The 17,642-nt window shown below is 42.7% G+C and carries 21 protein-coding genes and 2 tRNA genes; 8 read left to right on the forward strand and 15 right to left on the reverse strand.

Annotation, left to right across the window (positions count from 1 at the left end; translation table 11 throughout):
• Positions 1-96: 96 nt before the first annotated feature.
• A complete protein-coding gene (locus R8O11_RS12935; protein WP_238970304.1) occupies positions 97-1,707 on the reverse strand; it encodes a peptide ABC transporter substrate-binding protein in 1,611 nt (536 codons plus the stop codon).
• Positions 1,708-1,971: 264 nt separating this feature from the next.
• Positions 1,972-3,078, reverse strand: a complete 1,107-nt coding sequence (locus R8O11_RS12940; RefSeq protein WP_025766746.1) for a M20/M25/M40 family metallo-hydrolase — start codon at positions 3,076-3,078, stop codon at positions 1,972-1,974.
• A gap of 538 nt (positions 3,079-3,616) precedes the next feature.
• On the opposite strand from R8O11_RS12940, the gene hppD reads away from it, so the two are divergent.
• The 8 genes from hppD (at position 3,617) to R8O11_RS12980 (ending at position 9,229) form a co-directional block, all read left to right on the forward strand.
• Positions 3,617-4,690 carry a 4-hydroxyphenylpyruvate dioxygenase gene (gene hppD, locus R8O11_RS12945; RefSeq protein ID WP_005377835.1) on the forward strand — a complete coding sequence of 358 codons (1,074 nt, stop codon included), beginning with the start codon at positions 3,617-3,619 and terminating at the stop codon, positions 4,688-4,690.
• Positions 4,683-5,813, forward strand: coding sequence for a homogentisate 1,2-dioxygenase (locus tag R8O11_RS12950; RefSeq protein ID WP_017633969.1), 1,131 nt, complete (start codon positions 4,683-4,685; stop codon positions 5,811-5,813). The genes hppD and R8O11_RS12950 overlap by 8 nt, the downstream gene beginning before the upstream one ends.
• A gap of 9 nt (positions 5,814-5,822) precedes the next feature.
• Positions 5,823-6,860, forward strand: a complete 1,038-nt coding sequence (locus R8O11_RS12955; RefSeq protein ID WP_005377833.1) for a fumarylacetoacetate hydrolase family protein — start codon at positions 5,823-5,825, stop codon at positions 6,858-6,860.
• Positions 6,861-6,881: 21 nt separating this feature from the next.
• A complete protein-coding gene (gene maiA / locus R8O11_RS12960; protein WP_170893845.1) occupies positions 6,882-7,550 on the forward strand; it encodes a maleylacetoacetate isomerase in 669 nt (222 codons plus the stop codon).
• A gap of 195 nt (positions 7,551-7,745) precedes the next feature.
• Positions 7,746-8,405 carry a DUF2726 domain-containing protein gene (locus R8O11_RS12965; RefSeq protein ID WP_005377831.1) on the forward strand — a complete coding sequence of 220 codons (660 nt, stop codon included), beginning with the start codon at positions 7,746-7,748 and terminating at the stop codon, positions 8,403-8,405.
• Between the two features lie 119 nt (positions 8,406-8,524).
• Complete coding sequence (locus R8O11_RS12970; protein WP_318194205.1) at positions 8,525-8,863, forward strand: hypothetical protein; 339 nt, start codon at positions 8,525-8,527, stop codon at positions 8,861-8,863.
• A 179-nt stretch (positions 8,864-9,042) separates the two neighbouring features.
• A tRNA-Val gene (locus R8O11_RS12975) sits at positions 9,043-9,119 on the forward strand.
• A 33-nt stretch (positions 9,120-9,152) separates the two neighbouring features.
• A tRNA-Val gene (locus R8O11_RS12980) sits at positions 9,153-9,229 on the forward strand.
• Positions 9,230-9,487: 258 nt separating this feature from the next.
• On the opposite strand, the gene R8O11_RS12985 is transcribed toward R8O11_RS12980, so the two are convergent.
• The 13 genes from R8O11_RS12985 to R8O11_RS13045 form a co-directional block, all read right to left on the reverse strand.
• Positions 9,488-9,718 carry a hypothetical protein gene (locus R8O11_RS12985; protein ID WP_005377829.1) on the reverse strand — a complete coding sequence of 77 codons (231 nt, stop codon included), beginning with the start codon at positions 9,716-9,718 and terminating at the stop codon, positions 9,488-9,490.
• Positions 9,719-9,847: 129 nt separating this feature from the next.
• Positions 9,848-10,486 carry a DJ-1/PfpI family protein gene (locus tag R8O11_RS12990; protein ID WP_005377828.1) on the reverse strand — a complete coding sequence of 213 codons (639 nt, stop codon included), beginning with the start codon at positions 10,484-10,486 and terminating at the stop codon, positions 9,848-9,850.
• A 165-nt stretch (positions 10,487-10,651) separates the two neighbouring features.
• Entirely contained in the window at positions 10,652-11,050 is a 399-nt protein-coding gene (locus R8O11_RS12995) for a VOC family protein (RefSeq protein ID WP_005377827.1), read from the reverse strand.
• A 205-nt stretch (positions 11,051-11,255) separates the two neighbouring features.
• Positions 11,256-11,894: a hypothetical protein gene (locus tag R8O11_RS13000; RefSeq protein WP_054865570.1), complete on the reverse strand. Its 639-nt coding sequence runs from the start codon at positions 11,892-11,894 to the stop codon at positions 11,256-11,258.
• Between the two features lie 126 nt (positions 11,895-12,020).
• Positions 12,021-12,470 (reverse strand): nuclear transport factor 2 family protein, encoded by a 450-nt coding sequence (locus R8O11_RS13005; protein WP_005377826.1) that lies wholly within the window; start codon positions 12,468-12,470, stop codon positions 12,021-12,023.
• A gap of 163 nt (positions 12,471-12,633) precedes the next feature.
• Positions 12,634-13,023: a lysozyme inhibitor LprI family protein gene (locus R8O11_RS13010; RefSeq protein ID WP_065274430.1), complete on the reverse strand. Its 390-nt coding sequence runs from the start codon at positions 13,021-13,023 to the stop codon at positions 12,634-12,636.
• A 404-nt stretch (positions 13,024-13,427) separates the two neighbouring features.
• A complete protein-coding gene (locus R8O11_RS13015; protein ID WP_005377824.1) occupies positions 13,428-13,679 on the reverse strand; it encodes a TIGR03643 family protein in 252 nt (83 codons plus the stop codon).
• Positions 13,680-13,777: 98 nt separating this feature from the next.
• Positions 13,778-14,278, reverse strand: coding sequence for a GNAT family N-acetyltransferase (locus tag R8O11_RS13020; protein ID WP_053306918.1), 501 nt, complete (start codon positions 14,276-14,278; stop codon positions 13,778-13,780).
• A gap of 150 nt (positions 14,279-14,428) precedes the next feature.
• Positions 14,429-14,809, reverse strand: a complete 381-nt coding sequence (locus R8O11_RS13025) for a hypothetical protein (RefSeq protein WP_318194206.1) — start codon at positions 14,807-14,809, stop codon at positions 14,429-14,431.
• Between the two features lie 153 nt (positions 14,810-14,962).
• Positions 14,963-15,367, reverse strand: coding sequence for a DUF1801 domain-containing protein (locus R8O11_RS13030; RefSeq protein ID WP_017633973.1), 405 nt, complete (start codon positions 15,365-15,367; stop codon positions 14,963-14,965).
• A 141-nt stretch (positions 15,368-15,508) separates the two neighbouring features.
• Complete coding sequence (locus R8O11_RS13035; protein WP_005377819.1) at positions 15,509-15,841, reverse strand: YnfA family protein; 333 nt, start codon at positions 15,839-15,841, stop codon at positions 15,509-15,511.
• A 64-nt stretch (positions 15,842-15,905) separates the two neighbouring features.
• On the reverse strand, positions 15,906-16,373 hold the full coding sequence (locus R8O11_RS13040; RefSeq protein ID WP_005385757.1) for an Sbal_3080 family lipoprotein: 468 nt from the start codon (positions 16,371-16,373) through the stop codon (positions 15,906-15,908).
• Between the two features lie 418 nt (positions 16,374-16,791).
• The gene (locus R8O11_RS13045) at positions 16,792-17,475 is read right to left on the reverse strand and encodes a DUF4336 domain-containing protein (protein ID WP_205460928.1); all 684 of its coding nucleotides are present in this window, start codon (positions 17,473-17,475) and stop codon (positions 16,792-16,794) included.
• Positions 17,476-17,642 lie beyond the last annotated feature (167 nt).

Genomic DNA, 17,642 nt, shown 5'->3' on the forward strand with positions numbered 1-17,642 from the left:
AAAAAATGGTCTGAGCTCAGGTTGCCTTCTCCACCGAGAGATATGAGGAACGGCAAGTAAACATTGAACTTGCCGACTCAGACCGAAAACATGCTTTTAGTGGGCTTTTACATAGACATTCTTGCGGTAGTACGACGACTCAGGGTTTGTCAGTTCGTAGCCGCCCACGTAAGGCTTGATGAGGTATTGATCGTTACCCGGACGATAAATAGGAATAATGGCCATGTCTTCAATCAGCATGCTTTCTGCTTGTAGATACAGTTCTGATGGGTTGCTCATGGTCTTTGAGCGAGCCATTAACTCGTCGTATTGCGGGTTGTTATAACGAGAATCGTTGTACTCGCCACTAGAAACGAAGATATCCAACCATGTAGAGGCTTCATTGTAGTCGGCCGTCCAGCCGCCGCGAGTAATGTCGGTCGGCTCTTTAAGTGCGTAGAACACTTTCGGTTCTAGCTGTTTTATCGTGACTTGCGCACCCAATCGGCTTTTCCACATGCCTGCCATGGTGGTTGCCATTTTTACGTCCATCGAGAAAGTTGGTACGGTAAACGTTAACTTAAGCGGATTGCTTTTATCGTATCCAGCTTCTGACAGTAATTGCTGCGCTTTTTCGATACGTTTATGGCGGTTCCAAGTTGCGAACTCAGGAGTGTGAGATTTAAAACCATCTGTTTGAGGTGGCACAAGGGTATACATTGGAACCCCACCGTTTCTCAAAATAGCACTCGTTAACAGTTGACGGTCAATGGCATATGAGAGGGCTTTACGAACTCGCACGTCTTTTGTTGGCCCTTGTTGAGTGTTGAGGTAATAGAATGTGGAGCCAAGAGACGCACTGGTGCTTGCCACTTCTTGTGGGCGTTGTTGAATTAACTTTTTCTTCTGAGCGGCAGGAATGGAAACCGCTTGGTCTATCTCACCAGCTAGGTAGCGGTTTAGCACTACGTTTGCATCACCAATTGGTAGCCAGGTGACTTTTTCCAGCACTACATTGCTTGCGTCCCAATAATGTGGATTTTTAACCATCACCAGTTTTTCGTTAACTTTCCATTCAGAGACAGTAAACGCACCATTTGTAACTATATGTTCTGGCTGGGTCCAACGGTTGCCATGTTTTTCAATGGTCGCTTTATGAACGGGGGCAAGCACTGGATGACTTAATAGTTTCGTAAAGAAGGGAATAGGCTCTTCTAGTGTTACCTGGAACGTTTTTTCATCCAGCGCCTTCACGCCCAAAGACTCGGGTGCGGCGTCGCCCTTCATAATCGCTTGCGAGTTTTCGATCTTTGGAATGGCCGCAAACCAAGCGTAGGGTGAAGCAGTGCTTGGATTCAGTAAGCGTTGCCAGCTGTAGACAAAATCTTGTGCAGTGACCGTTTCGCCATTTGACCATTTTGCATCACGTAAGTGGAAGGTATAAACCGTATTGTTGTCATTGACTGACCAAGACTCAGCAACACCAGGAATGGTTTTACCTTGCTTATCTTGAATGACCAGACCTTCAAACAGGTCTCGACCGAGATTAAAAGCGGGCTCTGCGGCTTGCTTGGCTGGGTCAATAGAAGTAACTTCAGCTCCATTGTTTAGCGTAATTTCTTGTATCTCATCGAGGGTCACACCTGCGGGATACGGTGCGGCATAGCTTGATGTTGCCAGTATTGGACTCATCATCGACGCTAATAAAAGCAACTTAGGTAATTTCATCCTTGTCTCACTCTTTTCATCCTGAAAGATGCCAAAAATGTATATTGTATAAATTGTCTGCACAATCGAGTTTTAACATTACTGTAACAGGGTGTCGGGTGTTGAGCTGTCTGGTCTCAAAAAGTGAGCTAGGGGAATTTCTTTGAAGATCTGATATCAAGTTGGCATGACGGGAAGTAATTTTGCTTCGATACAAATTAAAATCCCCTTCAAGCACAGGCTAGAAGGGGAAGATAGTCAGTCTGCTCTTCAAAAGGCACGACGTTAACTGACTAGGAAATGTTTCACGAACTCAGTGATTTTGACCATATCACTTACCGCGATAAACTCTTCTGTCGTGTGTACTTTTGCCATGCCAGTTGAAAGGTTGACAGTTGTGAGACCTTTCTTGTTAAAGTTGTTGGCATCGCTACCGCCGCCAGTGCCTTTTGTGAAGGCGTCAATGCCCAACTCTGAAAACGCTGCTTTTATAGCGTTTACGTGTGGGTGGTTTTCTTCAATAACAAAAGCGTCGTAGGCTCGGCTAGATTCAATTTCGACTTCTGCACCGTGTTTTTTACAGACAGACTCTAATGTTGAGATCATATGATTGACCTGAGCATCTAGTTTATCGCCATTCAGGGAGCGTGCTTCTGCCACGATTTTTAATTCAGGCATAACAATGTTTGTGGCCTGACCGCCGTTAACCATACCGATGTTGGCTGTCGTTTCTTCGTCGATTCGAAGCAGCTTCATTTGGTTGATGGCATCTGCCGCCACCATGATCGCACTGATGCCTTCTTCTGGCGCAAGCCCTGCGTGTGCTGGTCGACCTTTGATTTTTGCCATGATCTTTTGCTGGCCTGGGGCTGCGGTCACAATGGTGCCAATAGGGCCACCCGTATCTAACACGATTGCTTCCGTTGAAGTGACGTGTGACATATCGAAGTATTGTGAACCGAATAAACCGCCTTCTTCATACACGGTGAAAGCAAGTTCTAACGTTTTGTGCTCACGGTTTTCCGCTTGAATACAACGAACGGCTTCCATGATGGCAGCAATACCAGATTTATCATCGCCACCAAGAATCGTATTGCCTTTTGAACGGATAACGCCGTCTTCGATGAGTGGCTCAATGCCAATACCTGGAGTGACCGTATCCATATGACAGCTCATTAGAATAGAGCCGTCTTTTTTGCCGTCTAAACGGGCGTACACGTTAAAACCGTTAGAAATGTGCTCAGGTACTGGAAGTTTGCGTACGGTAAAGCCTAGCTCGCCTAGCTGTTCTGCCAGTGTTTCTGCAATTTGTTTTTCGTTTTTTGATTCGCTGTCGATACGTACTAGTTGGCAAAAGTGTTCAACTAAGCGTTCTTGATTGATGTGTGTCATTAGATGTCTCTTTTTCTGATCGAGCGTGAAGCCTTGTGGCTCGGCTCGATAGGGAACAGAGCACCACTTATGGCACAGTTACTTTTGAATAAAACTGAGGTGAATCAATAAAGGGGTATCCATGACACGATTCTGACCGATGAGCCTTTCGAACTGTATGAAGCGTCACGAAACATTACTTTTGATGTTTTGCAGGATCAAATGAATAAATCGGATAGAGATAGGGTGCAATAGACTTTCCATCCCCTTTTGCTTTTTGAGCTACGTTGCCAAGATAAAATGCCAAAGTAACAACTTGTTTACATTTTATGTGGTGGCGTAAAGCCGAAAATATCAATCTAATATATTGAAAATAAGCAGTTTGTTTGATGTTTACGAAAGTGGGTTCGACGGGCTCTCTATGTGTAACATATATTTTACAATTATGCGTAAAAATCGCCAAGATAAAGATTTCTCCCCACGTATTCCAATTTCTCAAGACCTGCGCCAAGTTAGAAAAATAAGTCCAAACAAAAGCTACTGAGACAAGGAGAAAGTCATGGTTGATGCATATAACCCACTAGGAACAGACGGATTTGAGTTTGTTGAATATACCGCTGCTGACAACAAAGGCATTCAACAGCTTAAAGATCTGTTTATATCGTTAGGTTTTGCGGAGATTGCAAAGCATCGCTCAAAAGAAGCGTGGTTATATCGACAAGGTGACATTAGCTTTATTGTGAATGCGCAGCCGCATAGCCAAGCTGAGGGATTCGCCAAAGTTCACGGTCCGTCGGTTTGTGGCATGGCATTTCGTGTGAAAGACGCCACCGTTGCTCTGGCGCATGCGTTAGAGAATGGCGGTAAAGAATATAAAACGGAAATTGGGCCGATGGAGCTTAGCATTCCTGCTATTTATGGCATCGGTGAAAGCTTGCTTTATTTTGTCGATCGTTATGGAAAGCAGAGCATTTATGATGTCGATTTTCGTTTTTATGATGATGCTGATGAGCGTTTATCAAAAGCGAATGTTGGTCTTTACGAAATCGACCACTTAACGCACAACGTTAAGCAAGGCAACATGGATGTCTGGTCAGGTTTCTATGAGCGCATTGGTAACTTCCGCGAAATTCGTTATTTCGATATCGAAGGTAAGCTGACTGGTCTTGTCAGCCGTGCGATGACCGCACCTTGCGGCAAAATCCGAATTCCTATCAATGAGTCGTCAGATGATAAATCGCAGATTGAAGAGTTTATCCGTGAATACAATGGCGAAGGTATTCAACACATCGCATTGACCACAGACGACATCTACGAAACGGTCAAAACATTGCGTGAGCGCGGCATGGACTTTATGCCAACGCCAGATACTTACTACGAGAAAGTCGATCAGCGTGTTGAAGGCCATGGTGAAGATGTAAGCAAGCTTCGTGATTTGCAGATTCTTATTGATGGTGCGCCAACGAAAGATGGCATCTTGCTACAAATCTTTACTCAAACCGTTATCGGCCCTGTGTTCTTCGAAATCATCCAACGTAAAGGCAATGAAGGCTTTGGCGAGGGTAACTTTAAAGCGTTGTTTGAGTCGATAGAAGAAGACCAAATTCGACGAGGAGTATTGAGCGATGCATAAATGGATCACATTCCCTCACCGGGAGGGAGTGTGCTCTAAACAAGCGCATGCTGACTTCCCGGAAGAGGCAATTTATGAACGTGAGGCAGGTCGAAGTGGCTTCTTCGGCCCCGCAACACATTTTCATCATCAACATGCCCCAACGGGGTGGTCTGAGTGGGAAGGCGAGCTACGTCCACGAGCATTTGATTTTAATCTAGTCGAGAAAGCCAGCCATATTACCCCTTGGGCAGTCCCGCATCTATTACACAACGCGAATTGTAAAGTTCGTGTTTGGCGTATGGATGAAAAAATGGACTTCTTGGTGAGAAACGCGGATGGCGACGAACTGCTATTCATCCACCAAGGTACGGCAGATCTCTACTGTGATTATGGTCATTTGAAAGTAAGTGAAGGGGATTATGTCATGATCCCGCGCTCAACGAGCTGGCGTTTAGAACCAAGCGAGCCGATGTTCATTCTGATGATTGAAAACACCGATGCGGCCTATACATTGCCCGAAAAAGGCATGGTTGGAAACCACGCGGTGTTTGATCCAGCGGTTTTAGAAACGCCGTCGATCAACGATCAGTTCCGTGCTCAATATTCTGAGAATCAAACACAGGTTCAGGTGAAACGCCACGATAAAGTCAGTGTTATCACTTACCCATTCAACCCGCTGGATGCGATTGGGTGGCATGGTGATTTGGCGGTAGTAAAAGTGAACTGGCGTGATATTCGTCCACTTATGTCACATCGTTACCATTTACCGCCTTCTGCACATACTACATTTGTAGGATCAGGATTTGTGGTGTGCACCTTCGTTCCTCGTCCAATTGAAAGTGATCCTGGAGCGCTCAAAGTACCGTTCTACCACAACAATGACGATTATGACGAAGTCTTGTTCTACCATGCAGGTGACTTCTTTAGTCGTGACAACATTGAAGCGGGTATGGTGACATTCCATCCAGCAGGTTTTACACATGGCCCTCACCCGAAAGCTTTCAAGGCAGGGCGAGAGCATAAGAAGACTTTTGCCGACGAAGTCGCGGTCATGATTGATACGCGTCACGCACTTCAGTTTTCGGATGAGCTGGAAAAAGTAGAAAACAAAGAATACGTCTATAGCTGGCAAGAGAAGTAAGAGGCAAGGATGAAATTAGCAACCAAGAAAAATGGCACTCGTGACGGTTTGTTGATGGTCGTGAGCAAAGACTTAACGCGCTGCGTACCTGCGACAGAAATTTTCCACCCTATGAACTTAGCACCGACGATGCAGGTGGCGCTTGATAACTGGGATACGCTAGCACCACAACTGGAAGAGCTATACGTTGCACTGAACAATGGCACGGTTGCAGGGTATGAAGAGTTTGAAGCGCACTACTGTGAGTCGCCGCTTCCTCGCGCTTATCAGTGGGCTGATGGCAGTGCTTACGTAAACCACGTTGAGTTGGTTCGAAAAGCTCGCGGCGCTGAAATGCCAGAGAGTTTTTGGACGGACCCGTTGATGTACCAAGGAGGCTCTGATGCCTTTATTGGACCTTGTGACAACATCGAGTTTGCGAGTGATGAATGGGGTATTGATTTCGAAGGTGAAGTTGCTGTGGTAACTGGTGACGTACCAATGGGCGCGAGTGTTGCAGAGGCTCAGGAGTCGATTCGTTTGATCATGCTGGTGAATGATGTCTCACTGCGTGGGCTAATTCCCGCAGAATTAGCTAAAGGGTTTGGTTTTTTCCAATCTAAACCTTCTTCTGCGTTTTCTCCTGTGGCAGTAACACCAGACGAACTAGGCGATGCGTGGTACGAAAACAAAGTGCATTTACCATTGGTCTCGACCTACAACCACAAGCCGTTTGGTCGCCCGAATGCAGGTATCGATATGACGTTTGATTTCGCAGACTTAATTATTCACGCGACTAAAACGCGCCCGCTATCTGCTGGGGCGATTATAGGCTCAGGTACGGTATCCAACAAGCAGGGAACGGAACATGGCACTTCTATTGAAGAAGGTGGCGTTGGCTATTCATGTATCGCGGAAGTTCGCATGATTGAAACCATTCGTGATGGTAAGCCGTCGACTAACTTCATGTCGTTTGGAGATTCAATCAGATTGGAAATGTTCGATGCGGATGGCAACAACATATTCGGCTCGATTGACCAACAAGTTAGCCAATATCTCAAGCACTAACAATGCTGGTTGGGAGACGATATGAGCGATAGCATGATTTTATACGGATACTGGCGATCATCGGCGGCGTATCGTGTGCGTATTTGCTTGAATCTTAAAGAGTTATCGTATGATTCAAAATCGGTACACTTGGTGCGCAATGGTGGCGAACAACACAGTGACGAGTACCATGAGTTAAACGCTTCTGAACTGGTTCCTTTGCTGGTGGATGGGGAGGTTCAGTTAACCCAGTCACTGGCGATCATTCAATACTTAGAAGAACACTACCCGGATGTCACTGTGATCCCCAAGCAAACGCCGCTTCGATACCAAGCGCTAGCTTTGGCTCAGGATATTGCAATGGAGATTCATCCCCTGAATAACTTAAGAGTTCTACAGTATTTAGAGGGGGAGCTAGCTTGCGAACCAGAGCGCAAAGTCGCTTGGATTCATCACTGGATCCACAAAGGTTTTACAGCATTAGAAGAGAAACTTCAGAAGCATCGTAAACTAAATGGTGATTGCAAGTTTAGCCTGACAAGCTCGCCATCTATTGTCGATATTTGTCTGGTACCACAATTTTATAACGCACAACGCTTTGGTGTAGATACCTCTCTTTATCCAACCATTAACGCTGTTGTGCAGTCATGCAATCAACTGCCAGCTTTTATTGATGCGATGCCAGAGAATCAGCCAGACGCTAATAGTTGATTCTTAGCATACATAATGTATTAACAAAATTTAAACGAGCCAATCCAAGTGTGTGATTGGCTCGTTTTTATTGGTGAGCAAAATTTTCTGTTTCTCGCTATCGTCGTGGCGCCTCAAAATTGCGAGGTTTTGTTGCTCTGCATAACATTTCCATTTACGCTTTGAGCAACGAGTTGTTTTGGATGCACTTTATTTATGACCAACATTTTTATCATTGTTGTTCTTCTGGTTTTATTCTTCTTTGTTATTCAAAAGTACGTGATTAAGCACGATGACACGCGTGATTATCCTTATCGCTCGAAAGGCCCTCTGCTCAGAGGTCAAGAGGGTGCGTTCTATAATGCGTTAAGAGCGGCGGTAGGGGAGCATGCCGTAGTATTCGCGAAAGTAAACATGTCCAGTTTGGTTACGCCAAAAGAAATCAAAAATAAGAAGCAGTTTTTTGTCGCGAACAACCGTATATCTCGAAGCTATTTTGATTACGTTATTTGTGACCCAAGGACACTAGAGCCGCGCGTTATCGTTGAATTGGATAATGGGCAGGAGCTAAACAAGGGTAAGATAGAAAGACAAAAGTTATTGATTCATGTTTGTAAGACGGCCAACCTGCCTTTAATTGGCGCTTCGATAAAGCACAGTTATCAAGTTGGGCGATTACGTCGTTTGCTTGCGGCACACATTGATTTGATTGAGCCCGATAAAGAAGTGCGTTTTTGTAAAAAATGCGGCAGTCCGATGATCATTAAAACCGCAAGCCAAGGTGAGTTCAAAGGGAGACGTTTCTTTACTTGTAGCCGTCAGCCGAATTGTACATACACCGAAAATTATAACGTTGTGTTTGAGGCGGACGACTAAACACGACAATTAACCAGCAGAAACAAGGGGCTTTGATTAGAGATGATCAAAGCCTTTTTTGTATCAGTCATCAAGGCAGGGCCTATACTTTGAAAAAGAGGGCAGAATAGGGCAGCCATATGCGATACGGATGGATTTTATCGGCGTTGTTCATCGCATCGAATGTTAGTGCGATACCTAATTTGAAACCACTGGAGTGTGAATTGACAGAGACACCCCAAGATCATTTCTTGTTTTACCGAGAGCAAATGGTTTACCACAGTGAGCAGTTTGTCATATTTCAAAACTTCAAAGGCAGGGTGAGCACTCAAGTAGACGTCAAAACAGGAGAGTTGATCCGTACAACCTATATCAGCGAACCATTTAAACCTAAATATCAGATTTTGTTCGGCACTTGCCCTAAGGTATCGCAAACCTTACAGATTTGGATGCTCAGTGAAGTGCCTTACGACAATTAAGTGAGATAATAAAAGTTATATAGATCACACTTTTAAACCCTGCAGGCTCAGTCCTTGTCGATAAAATCATCTGAAAACGCGTGTTGAGTTTACATTTTCGCCAAACGGTTCAAAGTTGGTAAATTTGTGCTTGCACCGTCGTTCGCTTATAGCTAATATCCTCGTCGTTCCAGAGAAAAGCGTCCGTAGCTCAGCTGGTTAGAGTATCGCCTTGACATGGCGGGGGTCGGTGGTTCGAGTCCACTCGGACGCACCATTCTGAATTGAATGGTTAGGAACATAAAAATTTGGGTCCGTAGCTCAGTTGGTTAGAGTACTACCTTGACATGGTAGGGGTCGGCGATTCGAGTTCGCCTGGACCCACCAAATTTTAGAAAAGCCCACCTTTTGGTGGGCTTTTTTGTGTCTGTAATTCATTAATACTCAAATAAAACTACTTCTTTTCTTGTCCTTGTTTTTGCTCTGCGTTAGCCCCTTGTTAAAGATAAAAGCGCACTACCTGATCCGCAACACAACCTCAAAACCCTAAATGCCAATGCATAAGGTGCATACGCTTCAAACCCACTAGAGCCGTCTATAAATTGTGTTGCGTGCCACTTGCTGTGGCACTAGAGACACTGACTACTAATCTAAATTATCTGGCGTGTGAAGATTAGTGCCGCATATTGTACATTTGTAGTCACCAGTCGCTTCGCCTTCCATTAATGAGCCAATTATTGCTGCAAATAGACCAGAGAAGAAACCTTTAGCTTTTTTCTCGGTCTTTTCCTGTGCTTTAGAGAAGCTTTCGTACCGATGTAGCGTTACTTCTTTACAATTACAGCAAAACGCTCTTGTCTCTTCAGAACCGTACATTTTTACCAATTGATTTACTCCCTGTAAGTTAATTTCCCCAAGTGGCGTTATGTTCAAGGGTAAGTCACACAAGACTGGTGTGTGACTTACCCTAAACACTAAAACTAACGTAATGTAAAACACCACATGTTATGAATGATTATTTAACGCCTTGTTATCCGAGCTTGCTAACTCTGCTGATTGAATAGTTGTGGCAATAAGCTCTTCAAACAGCTCTAATTGCCCAGCAGGTATCAATTGATTTTGTATAGCTTTTCGTTTGTTTGAGTCAAATAGCCGCTCTGTTAACCAACCAATTAGATACATCAGTGAAAGGCAGCCACCGGCCGTCGCTACATTACCGTCTATCACGAGAGGCAGATCCTGAACATCTCCTCCCATACTTTGTAGAACAGCCTTTGCATCTGGGTTTGTTGTTAATCGCTTGCCTTCTAGTAAACCGAGTTCATGGAGGATGAATGATCCCGCACAAATCGAACCTATTAGCTGCCTATTTGGATCAAGATTCAACGCTGACATAAATTCAGCATCTTTTAAAGCGGCTGGAATACCCCGTTTGCCGCTTGTAATAAGAACGACATCTTGATTCGTCACCTCAGAAAGGTGTCCGTCTGTTTTAACTTTCATACCGAGGTGGGAATGATGTTCAGATTTAGTTCCAAGTATACTTACTGTCCAACTGTCGGTTGTGCGCCCTAGCAAGTCATACATAAGAAAGAAATCGACATCCGTGAAATCATCAAATAAAACAACGCCGATTTTATACATAACATTTATCCTTTTGGACTTACTCGTAAGTCGCAAAATGTGTAGTAGGAGGGGAGGGGCATTCAATACGCAAGCTTCTGCTGAGCACCTTAAACACCAAAGGCGGTGCAAACTAACAATGCCATGTGTACCAAATCCCTATTATAAAACTTTGTTATGTTTGTTTTATGAGCCCGCCCAGAAAAACTCAACCCTAATACCACTTGGGTCGTAACACATTAAATGTTTTGCGGGTCCTGTTTTAACAAGCTCGGGACCAAACTCAATTTCGATTCCCGACGCCATAAATTGATCACGCAACTCATAGAGTTGCTTCTCAGTCTCTACGAGTAAAGCTAAGTGATGCAAACCAATATTCGTTTTTCTGTCAAATGGAGTGGCGGCATCAGCCTTAGCCGCCCATAGTGTAAGCATGATATGCCCATCACTCACAAATATTGCCGGGTAGCCTGGATTTCTTTTTACTTCACTCCAACCTAATTGTTCAGTGAAAAACTTCGCGCTTGCTTCTAGGTTAGATACGGTTAAACCTACGTGGTGTATGCCTTTTGTTAACACAGTCACTTTGTTTCCTTACTCGTTTTAATGGCTATCAAACAAAGATAACTCGATAAAAAGTAAGCATCAATACACATATATTGATTAACTTCGTCAATCTATTCGAATACGGTAATCCAACTGGAAACATAACATTGTAAACAAGAAACCCAATCTTGAACTAAAAATTAAACTTAGAGTTCATTCTTAAGTACTGTATTAATCAAATACATTAATAGCCATAATATTTAAGCCAGCCTATAGGGCATATCATTCCATTAAAGGTTTGAATGTTCTTATTCAAGCTAACGTCTTCCAATTTGTAACAGTGAACAACATTACTAGTCGAAGTAGATGCTGGTGTTGAATACGTCACAGGTTTAGAAGCGTTTGCTTTATGTATTTCATGTGCTCGCTGCTGGTTTATCGCCACTTGATTCTTGTGATTGTTAACTTCTCGCAACCCAGATTCTAAGGGTAGGTGCCAATCCTTACATGTTGTTCCTAAACCATCATTCTGAGACTGATATTCTGATAACGCTACACGAGCTTCATTTACAGACTGATCGATATCGGACTGATCGACTAGCCAAGTAGAAAAAGAATAGTTAATGGCCTCTCGATAGTTTACGGATTGCTCTAAGCTATAAGCATCGGAGTGAAAACAGGCCTCTACCACTGCCCATTGAGTCGATAGGTTTGATAATACGTTTTCAGGTATAGGCTGAAGCTGGCTTTGCGTAGACTGGCAACCGGTTAGAAGAAAAGGGACAGGGAGTAGTTTTAGAAAAAATTTTTGGTTCATTTTAATTTTAAAATTAGTGCAATCTTTTTCATTATCATAATACAGGACGATTGAAGAAAGTAGCATTTCTATCAGTAAGGGAATATAGCTAACGCACTGATAAGGTGTGAGTAAAGCGATATCAAAGCCCTTAACACACCTTAACTACGAATACTACCGCATAACAAAGATGCTATGCGGTAGCGGTAGTATTCAGGCTTGAACAGTTTGTCGCACGTTGCTCTCGCCTGACAGCACGGAAATTCTCTCAAAATCTCGACTCGGGAAGTCAGGGTCTACGTACACAAACATACGACTTATCATTTTTCCTTCAAACTCAAATACACTACAAAAACGCCCTGTGGAAACTTTGTTGTCCGGCCAAGAGGTACCATCACTCATTACGCCGCCTTCCTGTCCTTCAACAATGACCTTGTTTCCAGCAGTCGTTATTTGAAAGCCGTCTATGTCGTGCCAGATACTAATCAACGAGCTACCAATCCTATTGCCAAACTCCACTAAGGCACTCTTTCCTTTCGCTTGCCCAAATTTAGGAAAGAAAAAATCAACATCCTCTGAGAATAGATCCAGATAGCTAGGATCACCGGCATCTATTTTCTCGAAATACTTAACTACTAGCCCAACTAAATCGTCTTTTTCCATAATTATTTCACACCCATATTAGCTTTACGCACAACGCAGGGTTAAGTAGTAAGCGGAGCGACCACTCAACCTGAACGTTTGCATCTTAAACACCGAGTACATTTAAACTGAAATTGCCAAGAGTTGCGAATCTTATTGAAGTGCTTTGTTAGATGTAATCCGTTTAGCCTACGTATACTCCATTGAAGTACTCGACGCGTTCTAACGTCATTCTTAACTTACACTCTTCAATCTGGACACCTTGCCAGGGTGAGGGTGTGGAAGACAGGCCCGTAAATTCACATTCGGCGTCTCTGTATTTTAGCCAAGCTCTTTGGGCCTTTCGAAATGGCTCTACCAGTTCGGTCTGAGACCATGTTTTCCTTAGTGCTTTTTCTTCCTCACCTATTCTAGCGATTGCTTCCTTGTAACTTTCGTTAAGCTCTTTATCTGCAGATTCCATCTTCTTTTCTACACACTGATAACCAGCCATAACGCCCCCGCCTTTTACTTTGCAGGGATCTTCAACATCATCAGAAGCCAAGCAAGGTAAAGAAACCAACGCAAACATCATAAGTAATTTGTTCAAAATTGCCTCCAAGCTCCGAGTGCTTGTTAAACCGTTATCCGCTATTTTTCCTTTTTAATCATGCAGCTTTTTATCTGTGCCTTCAAAGATAAAATAGAAGGTTAGTGATTCTAGTGCCTAAACAGAAGGTAAAAGAGATTGATACACGGATTAAATGACGCCTTAATCTGAGTTACTTTTAGTGGGCGTTTTGTATCAATCTTTTCTGTGGAATCATTAGTTTGATGGCGACTGAGGACGTTAAGATGACTCCCATTGAATTTATTATCGCCCTGAAACACCTAGGTTGAATTAAGTGGTGACTATTCCCCTCCAATCATGAAGTTGGTTCAAAGGTAGGGCGATAAATGTTGCGATTCGTAATAAAAATTTATGCCAAGTGCAGTTCGCTATCGCGGCTTATATTGAGTTGGGCAATAACCTCTAATGATGTCTGAGTTTCGTAGCTTGTTGTGTTTTGTATTGCGCCCCGAAACCCTTTTACGCCACAATTTAAAGCTACTTGATTTGAGCCGGCTACGCATAAACTGAATCACGTCGGATTCATTCAAACCAAATTGAAATTCGATAGCCTCAAATGGGGTGCGGTCTTCCCATGCCATTTCTATTATTCTTGACTCAGTTTCCGAGGTCAGTTTCATTTCAAATAACCTATTTTAGAAAAGAGATTTCTACGACGGAAATTGAGTCTTGGTTCAAATGTTCTTATATGCGTGCTTAGTGTTTAGCGACTTAACACCTACAAAAACTTCTCAATGAGGACTTCGTCTACGTATTTCCCACGAACTTTTGCATGCTTCTTCGCGGTCCCTACGATTTCGAAGCCTTGTTTGAGATAGGCTGATAACGCTCGCTCATTATCGCCGCGAACGTACGCAAATAGTTTTTCGTAACCCTTTTGTTTGGCTACTTCGAATGTCGATTTGAAAAGCTGTTTAGACACACCTTGGCCACGAGCACCGTCACTAACAAACGTACCAATTATGCCAACATGGTCAAAAGCTTTTGTATATTGTGCAAATGGCTCGATATTTTGGAAACCTATGACTTGTGAGCTATTTTCGGATAAAGCGACTGTAAACACGCCCCGTTCTGGGAAATGAGTAATGAACTCTTTTTCTTCTTCAGGTGTGAAAGGCGTATCTAATACAGTGTATAAACCTTCAATAATGATGGGGTTGAGGACGTTTGTAATGCCTTCAGCATCACCTAAAGTTACCTGACGTACAATTAAATTCATGCCACTTAGCTCCTATTAAAATTAGGGCTGCTTTGTACATGAGTTGGAGACTTGCGGCAACAAGTAACGTCATTAAGTCGTAAAGAATATACCTATTACACTTAAACGGCGGTTAATAGTGCTGATTGTTACTTTAGTATTTCTGATATATCACTTTTTAAGTGACGGCTTAACTTCTACAGAATATTTCCACATCACGATCCCGTTTTCTACAAGATCATAACTCGCGCTTTGACCCTCGGAGTTGAGCACAAATACCGGCATTTCCATCCTTGACGTAGAGCCATCTTGGTTGCATGACATGGTAGCTTCAAGCTGTATACTATTTTTGCTCGGTTCTGAAAGGGTCCCTAAGTACGTGCAGCCGTCGACAAAACTGGTTTTGCTTTTTCCTTTAGAGGATATTTCAAAAGTCGGAAAAATGAATGTTGATTGAGGCTCTGTTACTACCACATTGACTTGATAGTTCGTCGCTGAAAAAGCATTGAAATGAGCTCCAATCATAAGTAAGAACAAGATTTTTGATTTCATAAACTCTTCTTTATTTCGATATTACTAGTTTGGTTACGGCGCTATTAACGTGACCACTTAATCTAAAACTTTACTGCGGAAGCATTAAAAAGGATACAAAGGTAGAGTAGTTGAATATGGTTAATCGGCCGTAAATAGTTTTATTAAGCGATCTTACATACCTAAAAGAGGTAAGTTCTTTCGCTTTTGATAGGTTAATGCTAATTCTAAACAGGTCTTGATTGAAGCTTCTGGCAAAGGTGCTGATAAAGATAGAATTATTGCTCGATTACCCTGAAACTCAAGTGAGTCACTATACAGTTCGCGGAATGTGTCGACGAGCTTAGTTTGGCAATTAAAGAACAGATAATAACGACTAGGCGTTTTCTGTTTCCAATCCATCCTTACCGGGCTACCTGTTTTCACACTGTAGCTTGGCTCTCCCCATTTTAGAGATTCTTCAACTTCCCCCAGTTTTAATTCAGAAGCGATAGTTAAGACGATATTTCGTAGCTCTTCTATCCGAATACGCACATGTTTTGGATACTCATCAAATCTTGCCTTCACTGCATGGTTCATTAGTATCTCCTATAAATAGCGCTGTTTTGGGGTGAAGCCCAAGCGTACTTTGGCTATGTAGCAATTACGTCATAATGTTATTAATCAATAAATCTAGCACATAGCCAAAATACTAAGCGTAAGGGTTTCCCTCGGTTACGTTTAGGATGCTCTGGGTGAAAACATGATGATTGACATGCCAAGCATAGCGACAGAAACCCCCACTATGTCCCAGAGCGTTGGTCGAACGCCGTCGATACACCACAACCATAGAATTGCGACAAAAATATAGACACCACCGTAAGCGGCATAAACTCTGCCAGTTGCGGTAGGATGTAAAGATAGAAGCCAAGCAAACATAGCAAGGCATAGCGCTGCTGGTACCAAAAGCCAAACTGACTTATCTTCCTTTAACCAGAGATAAGGTAAGTAGCAGCCTAATATTTCTGCAATGGCGGTTATAAAGAAAAGCCCAATGGTTTTGACTTCAGTCACTTAAACATTCCTATCTTTCTCTACAAATATATGATGCTTGTTAAATGGGCAATTGTTCGGCTCATTACATTTCGCCCAGCTTAATCTTGGATTGAGCCTCACTCACGGTTTGTTTACCGAATAACAGATCCATCATCGAAATGATTCGTTTGTTGTCTTTACCCCATTTATCTGGATTCGCGCTGTTTGGTGCTTTAAATTCAACTTGTCCTACTTTTTCGTTATTTTTGTAGGCTTTGATCTGAGCATCAGCGATAAATGTTCTAAAATCCCAGCTCCAGCGTGATACGTAAGTAAGTGTTAGCTCAGAGCTAACAGGAGGCGTGCCGTCGCTTACGACTGTGCATTTATGGGCGGTATCCAAACACCAGTCTTGCATCGAATCTAAGAAAACATCTCGCGTGGCGTTGTCTTTTACGATGGTGATTTCCTTGCTCTGATTTTCTTTCGAGATTGTTTCTACCGTATACTTTGGTGCCGCACATGCAGCTAATAGAATAGGCAAGCTTAGAATGATGAGTTTTTTGTGCATCTTATGTCTCTTTTTTTTAAATTTATATATTCAAACAACTTCAAGATACTGAGTTCAACGAGAATAACTAACAAGCATGGCAACTGTTATTAACAAAACCTTTAGAGTAGAAGGGTTTGTTTCGGGAGTATGCCAATGTCTCGATGCAAAATAATTAGTAAGAGATTGCTATTGCGTTATGTTAACTCTTGAACTTATGTCCGTATCAATGTCCAGAATTCTTCGCATTGAAGTTTTTGAAGTGCAATTCTAACGGAATTTTAAATTGCTGCATAATGCTCAATTAAGAGGAATAGGGGAGCTTATCGTTAAACATAACGTGTAGTGCTGTAAATTCGTCCCTAAGACTAAGCTAAAAGGGCCTAATGTTTTAAAATAGCTTCTTGTCTATTCTGTTGTGTGAGTTTTCAATGTTGTCTCATACTAGCCACTTAAAAGAGCGCTGTAAGAACTCGTCTGCATTATCAAGGACGATTTCACCGTGAGCCATAACCAATATATTAGGTTTCCAAGACAGCAATTTATTTAAGTGTTTTCGAGCCTCTTGTTTGCTAAACATAAAACTTAGGCGCCAATCCAAAGGCATTTTTCCATTCGGAGCAAGAATACCGGCCCCTTTAGCCACAAACCGCTGCCAGTAGTTAAAGTCCTGGCCAGAAAAATTCTCGACGAGGTCAGTAACAATTAAGGTCTTTGAAAGTCGATGATAAAACACACACTCTTCCATTAATGGAGAGCCAGAAAATAGTTCTTGTTCAACCTCAGAGTTCCAAGCATTACCGCCTTGGTTAAGTGAAGCGTGAAAGTGTATATCACGGCACTTCTTAATGACTTCATCTGTGCCATAAACTTCTGCGCTAGGATAGGCAAATACCCATTCAGATAAGAACAAGTGGTGTAAATGATTAGGAGCGATTAAGTATTTCACTTGGCCTAGATTGTTGATTTGCTCTCTAATCGAATTTGATAACTTAATTGGACTATGAATCCAAAGGCCACCATCAGAAAGCCTAACAATAGTCATACGAGTGGTGTATGGGAGTCCTAAAAATTGGACGGGATCTCCATCAAATATCCATATCTCATGGGCTAACTTTTTCATGTCTCTCCAACCGTTAACACTGTATTAAGGCGGCATTTTAGTTACTCAAAAGCTGCCTTGCTGCACAATAAACGCTTCGCTAAGCGTAAACCAAAAATATTAGGTTTACCAAACCCTTATTGAGTGCAGTTGTATATCTTTGAGTATTTTTATACTGAACGGGCGTA

The sequence above is a fragment of the Vibrio sp. 1288 genome (assembly GCF_033344475.1).

What these genes read in the sequence shown, in the direction of transcription:
- R8O11_RS13030 (WP_017633973.1), bottom strand. Translation starts at nt 15,367, where the DNA reads ATGAACCATGCAGTGAAGGCAAGATTTGATGAGTATCCAAAACATGTG.
- R8O11_RS12940 (WP_025766746.1), bottom strand. Translation starts at nt 3,078, where the DNA reads ATGACACACATCAATCAAGAACGCTTAGTTGAACACTTTTGCCAACTA.
- R8O11_RS13005 (WP_005377826.1), bottom strand. Translation starts at nt 12,470, where the DNA reads ATGGAAAAAGACGATTTAGTTGGGCTAGTAGTTAAGTATTTCGAGAAA.
- R8O11_RS12990 (WP_005377828.1), bottom strand. Translation starts at nt 10,486, where the DNA reads ATGTATAAAATCGGCGTTGTTTTATTTGATGATTTCACGGATGTCGAT.
- R8O11_RS13020 (WP_053306918.1), bottom strand. Translation starts at nt 14,278, where the DNA reads ATGAATTTAATTGTACGTCAGGTAACTTTAGGTGATGCTGAAGGCATT.
- R8O11_RS12955 (WP_005377833.1), top strand. Translation starts at nt 5,823, where the DNA reads ATGAAATTAGCAACCAAGAAAAATGGCACTCGTGACGGTTTGTTGATG.
- R8O11_RS13010 (WP_065274430.1), bottom strand. Translation starts at nt 13,023, where the DNA reads ATGATGTTTGCGTTGGTTTCTTTACCTTGCTTGGCTTCTGATGATGTT.
- R8O11_RS13045 (WP_205460928.1), bottom strand. Translation starts at nt 17,475, where the DNA reads ATGAAAAAGTTAGCCCATGAGATATGGATATTTGATGGAGATCCCGTC.
- R8O11_RS12985 (WP_005377829.1), bottom strand. Translation starts at nt 9,718, where the DNA reads ATGTACGGTTCTGAAGAGACAAGAGCGTTTTGCTGTAATTGTAAAGAA.
- R8O11_RS13015 (WP_005377824.1), bottom strand. Translation starts at nt 13,679, where the DNA reads ATGAAACTGACCTCGGAAACTGAGTCAAGAATAATAGAAATGGCATGG.
- R8O11_RS13000 (WP_054865570.1), bottom strand. Translation starts at nt 11,894, where the DNA reads ATGCTACTTTCTTCAATCGTCCTGTATTATGATAATGAAAAAGATTGC.
- R8O11_RS12935 (WP_238970304.1), bottom strand. Translation starts at nt 1,707, where the DNA reads ATGAAATTACCTAAGTTGCTTTTATTAGCGTCGATGATGAGTCCAATA.
- R8O11_RS12950 (WP_017633969.1), top strand. Translation starts at nt 4,683, where the DNA reads ATGCATAAATGGATCACATTCCCTCACCGGGAGGGAGTGTGCTCTAAA.
- R8O11_RS12970 (WP_318194205.1), top strand. Translation starts at nt 8,525, where the DNA reads ATGCGATACGGATGGATTTTATCGGCGTTGTTCATCGCATCGAATGTT.
- R8O11_RS13040 (WP_005385757.1), bottom strand. Translation starts at nt 16,373, where the DNA reads ATGCACAAAAAACTCATCATTCTAAGCTTGCCTATTCTATTAGCTGCA.
- maiA (WP_170893845.1), top strand. Translation starts at nt 6,882, where the DNA reads ATGAGCGATAGCATGATTTTATACGGATACTGGCGATCATCGGCGGCG.
- hppD (WP_005377835.1), top strand. Translation starts at nt 3,617, where the DNA reads ATGGTTGATGCATATAACCCACTAGGAACAGACGGATTTGAGTTTGTT.
- R8O11_RS12965 (WP_005377831.1), top strand. Translation starts at nt 7,746, where the DNA reads ATGACCAACATTTTTATCATTGTTGTTCTTCTGGTTTTATTCTTCTTT.
- R8O11_RS13025 (WP_318194206.1), bottom strand. Translation starts at nt 14,809, where the DNA reads ATGAAATCAAAAATCTTGTTCTTACTTATGATTGGAGCTCATTTCAAT.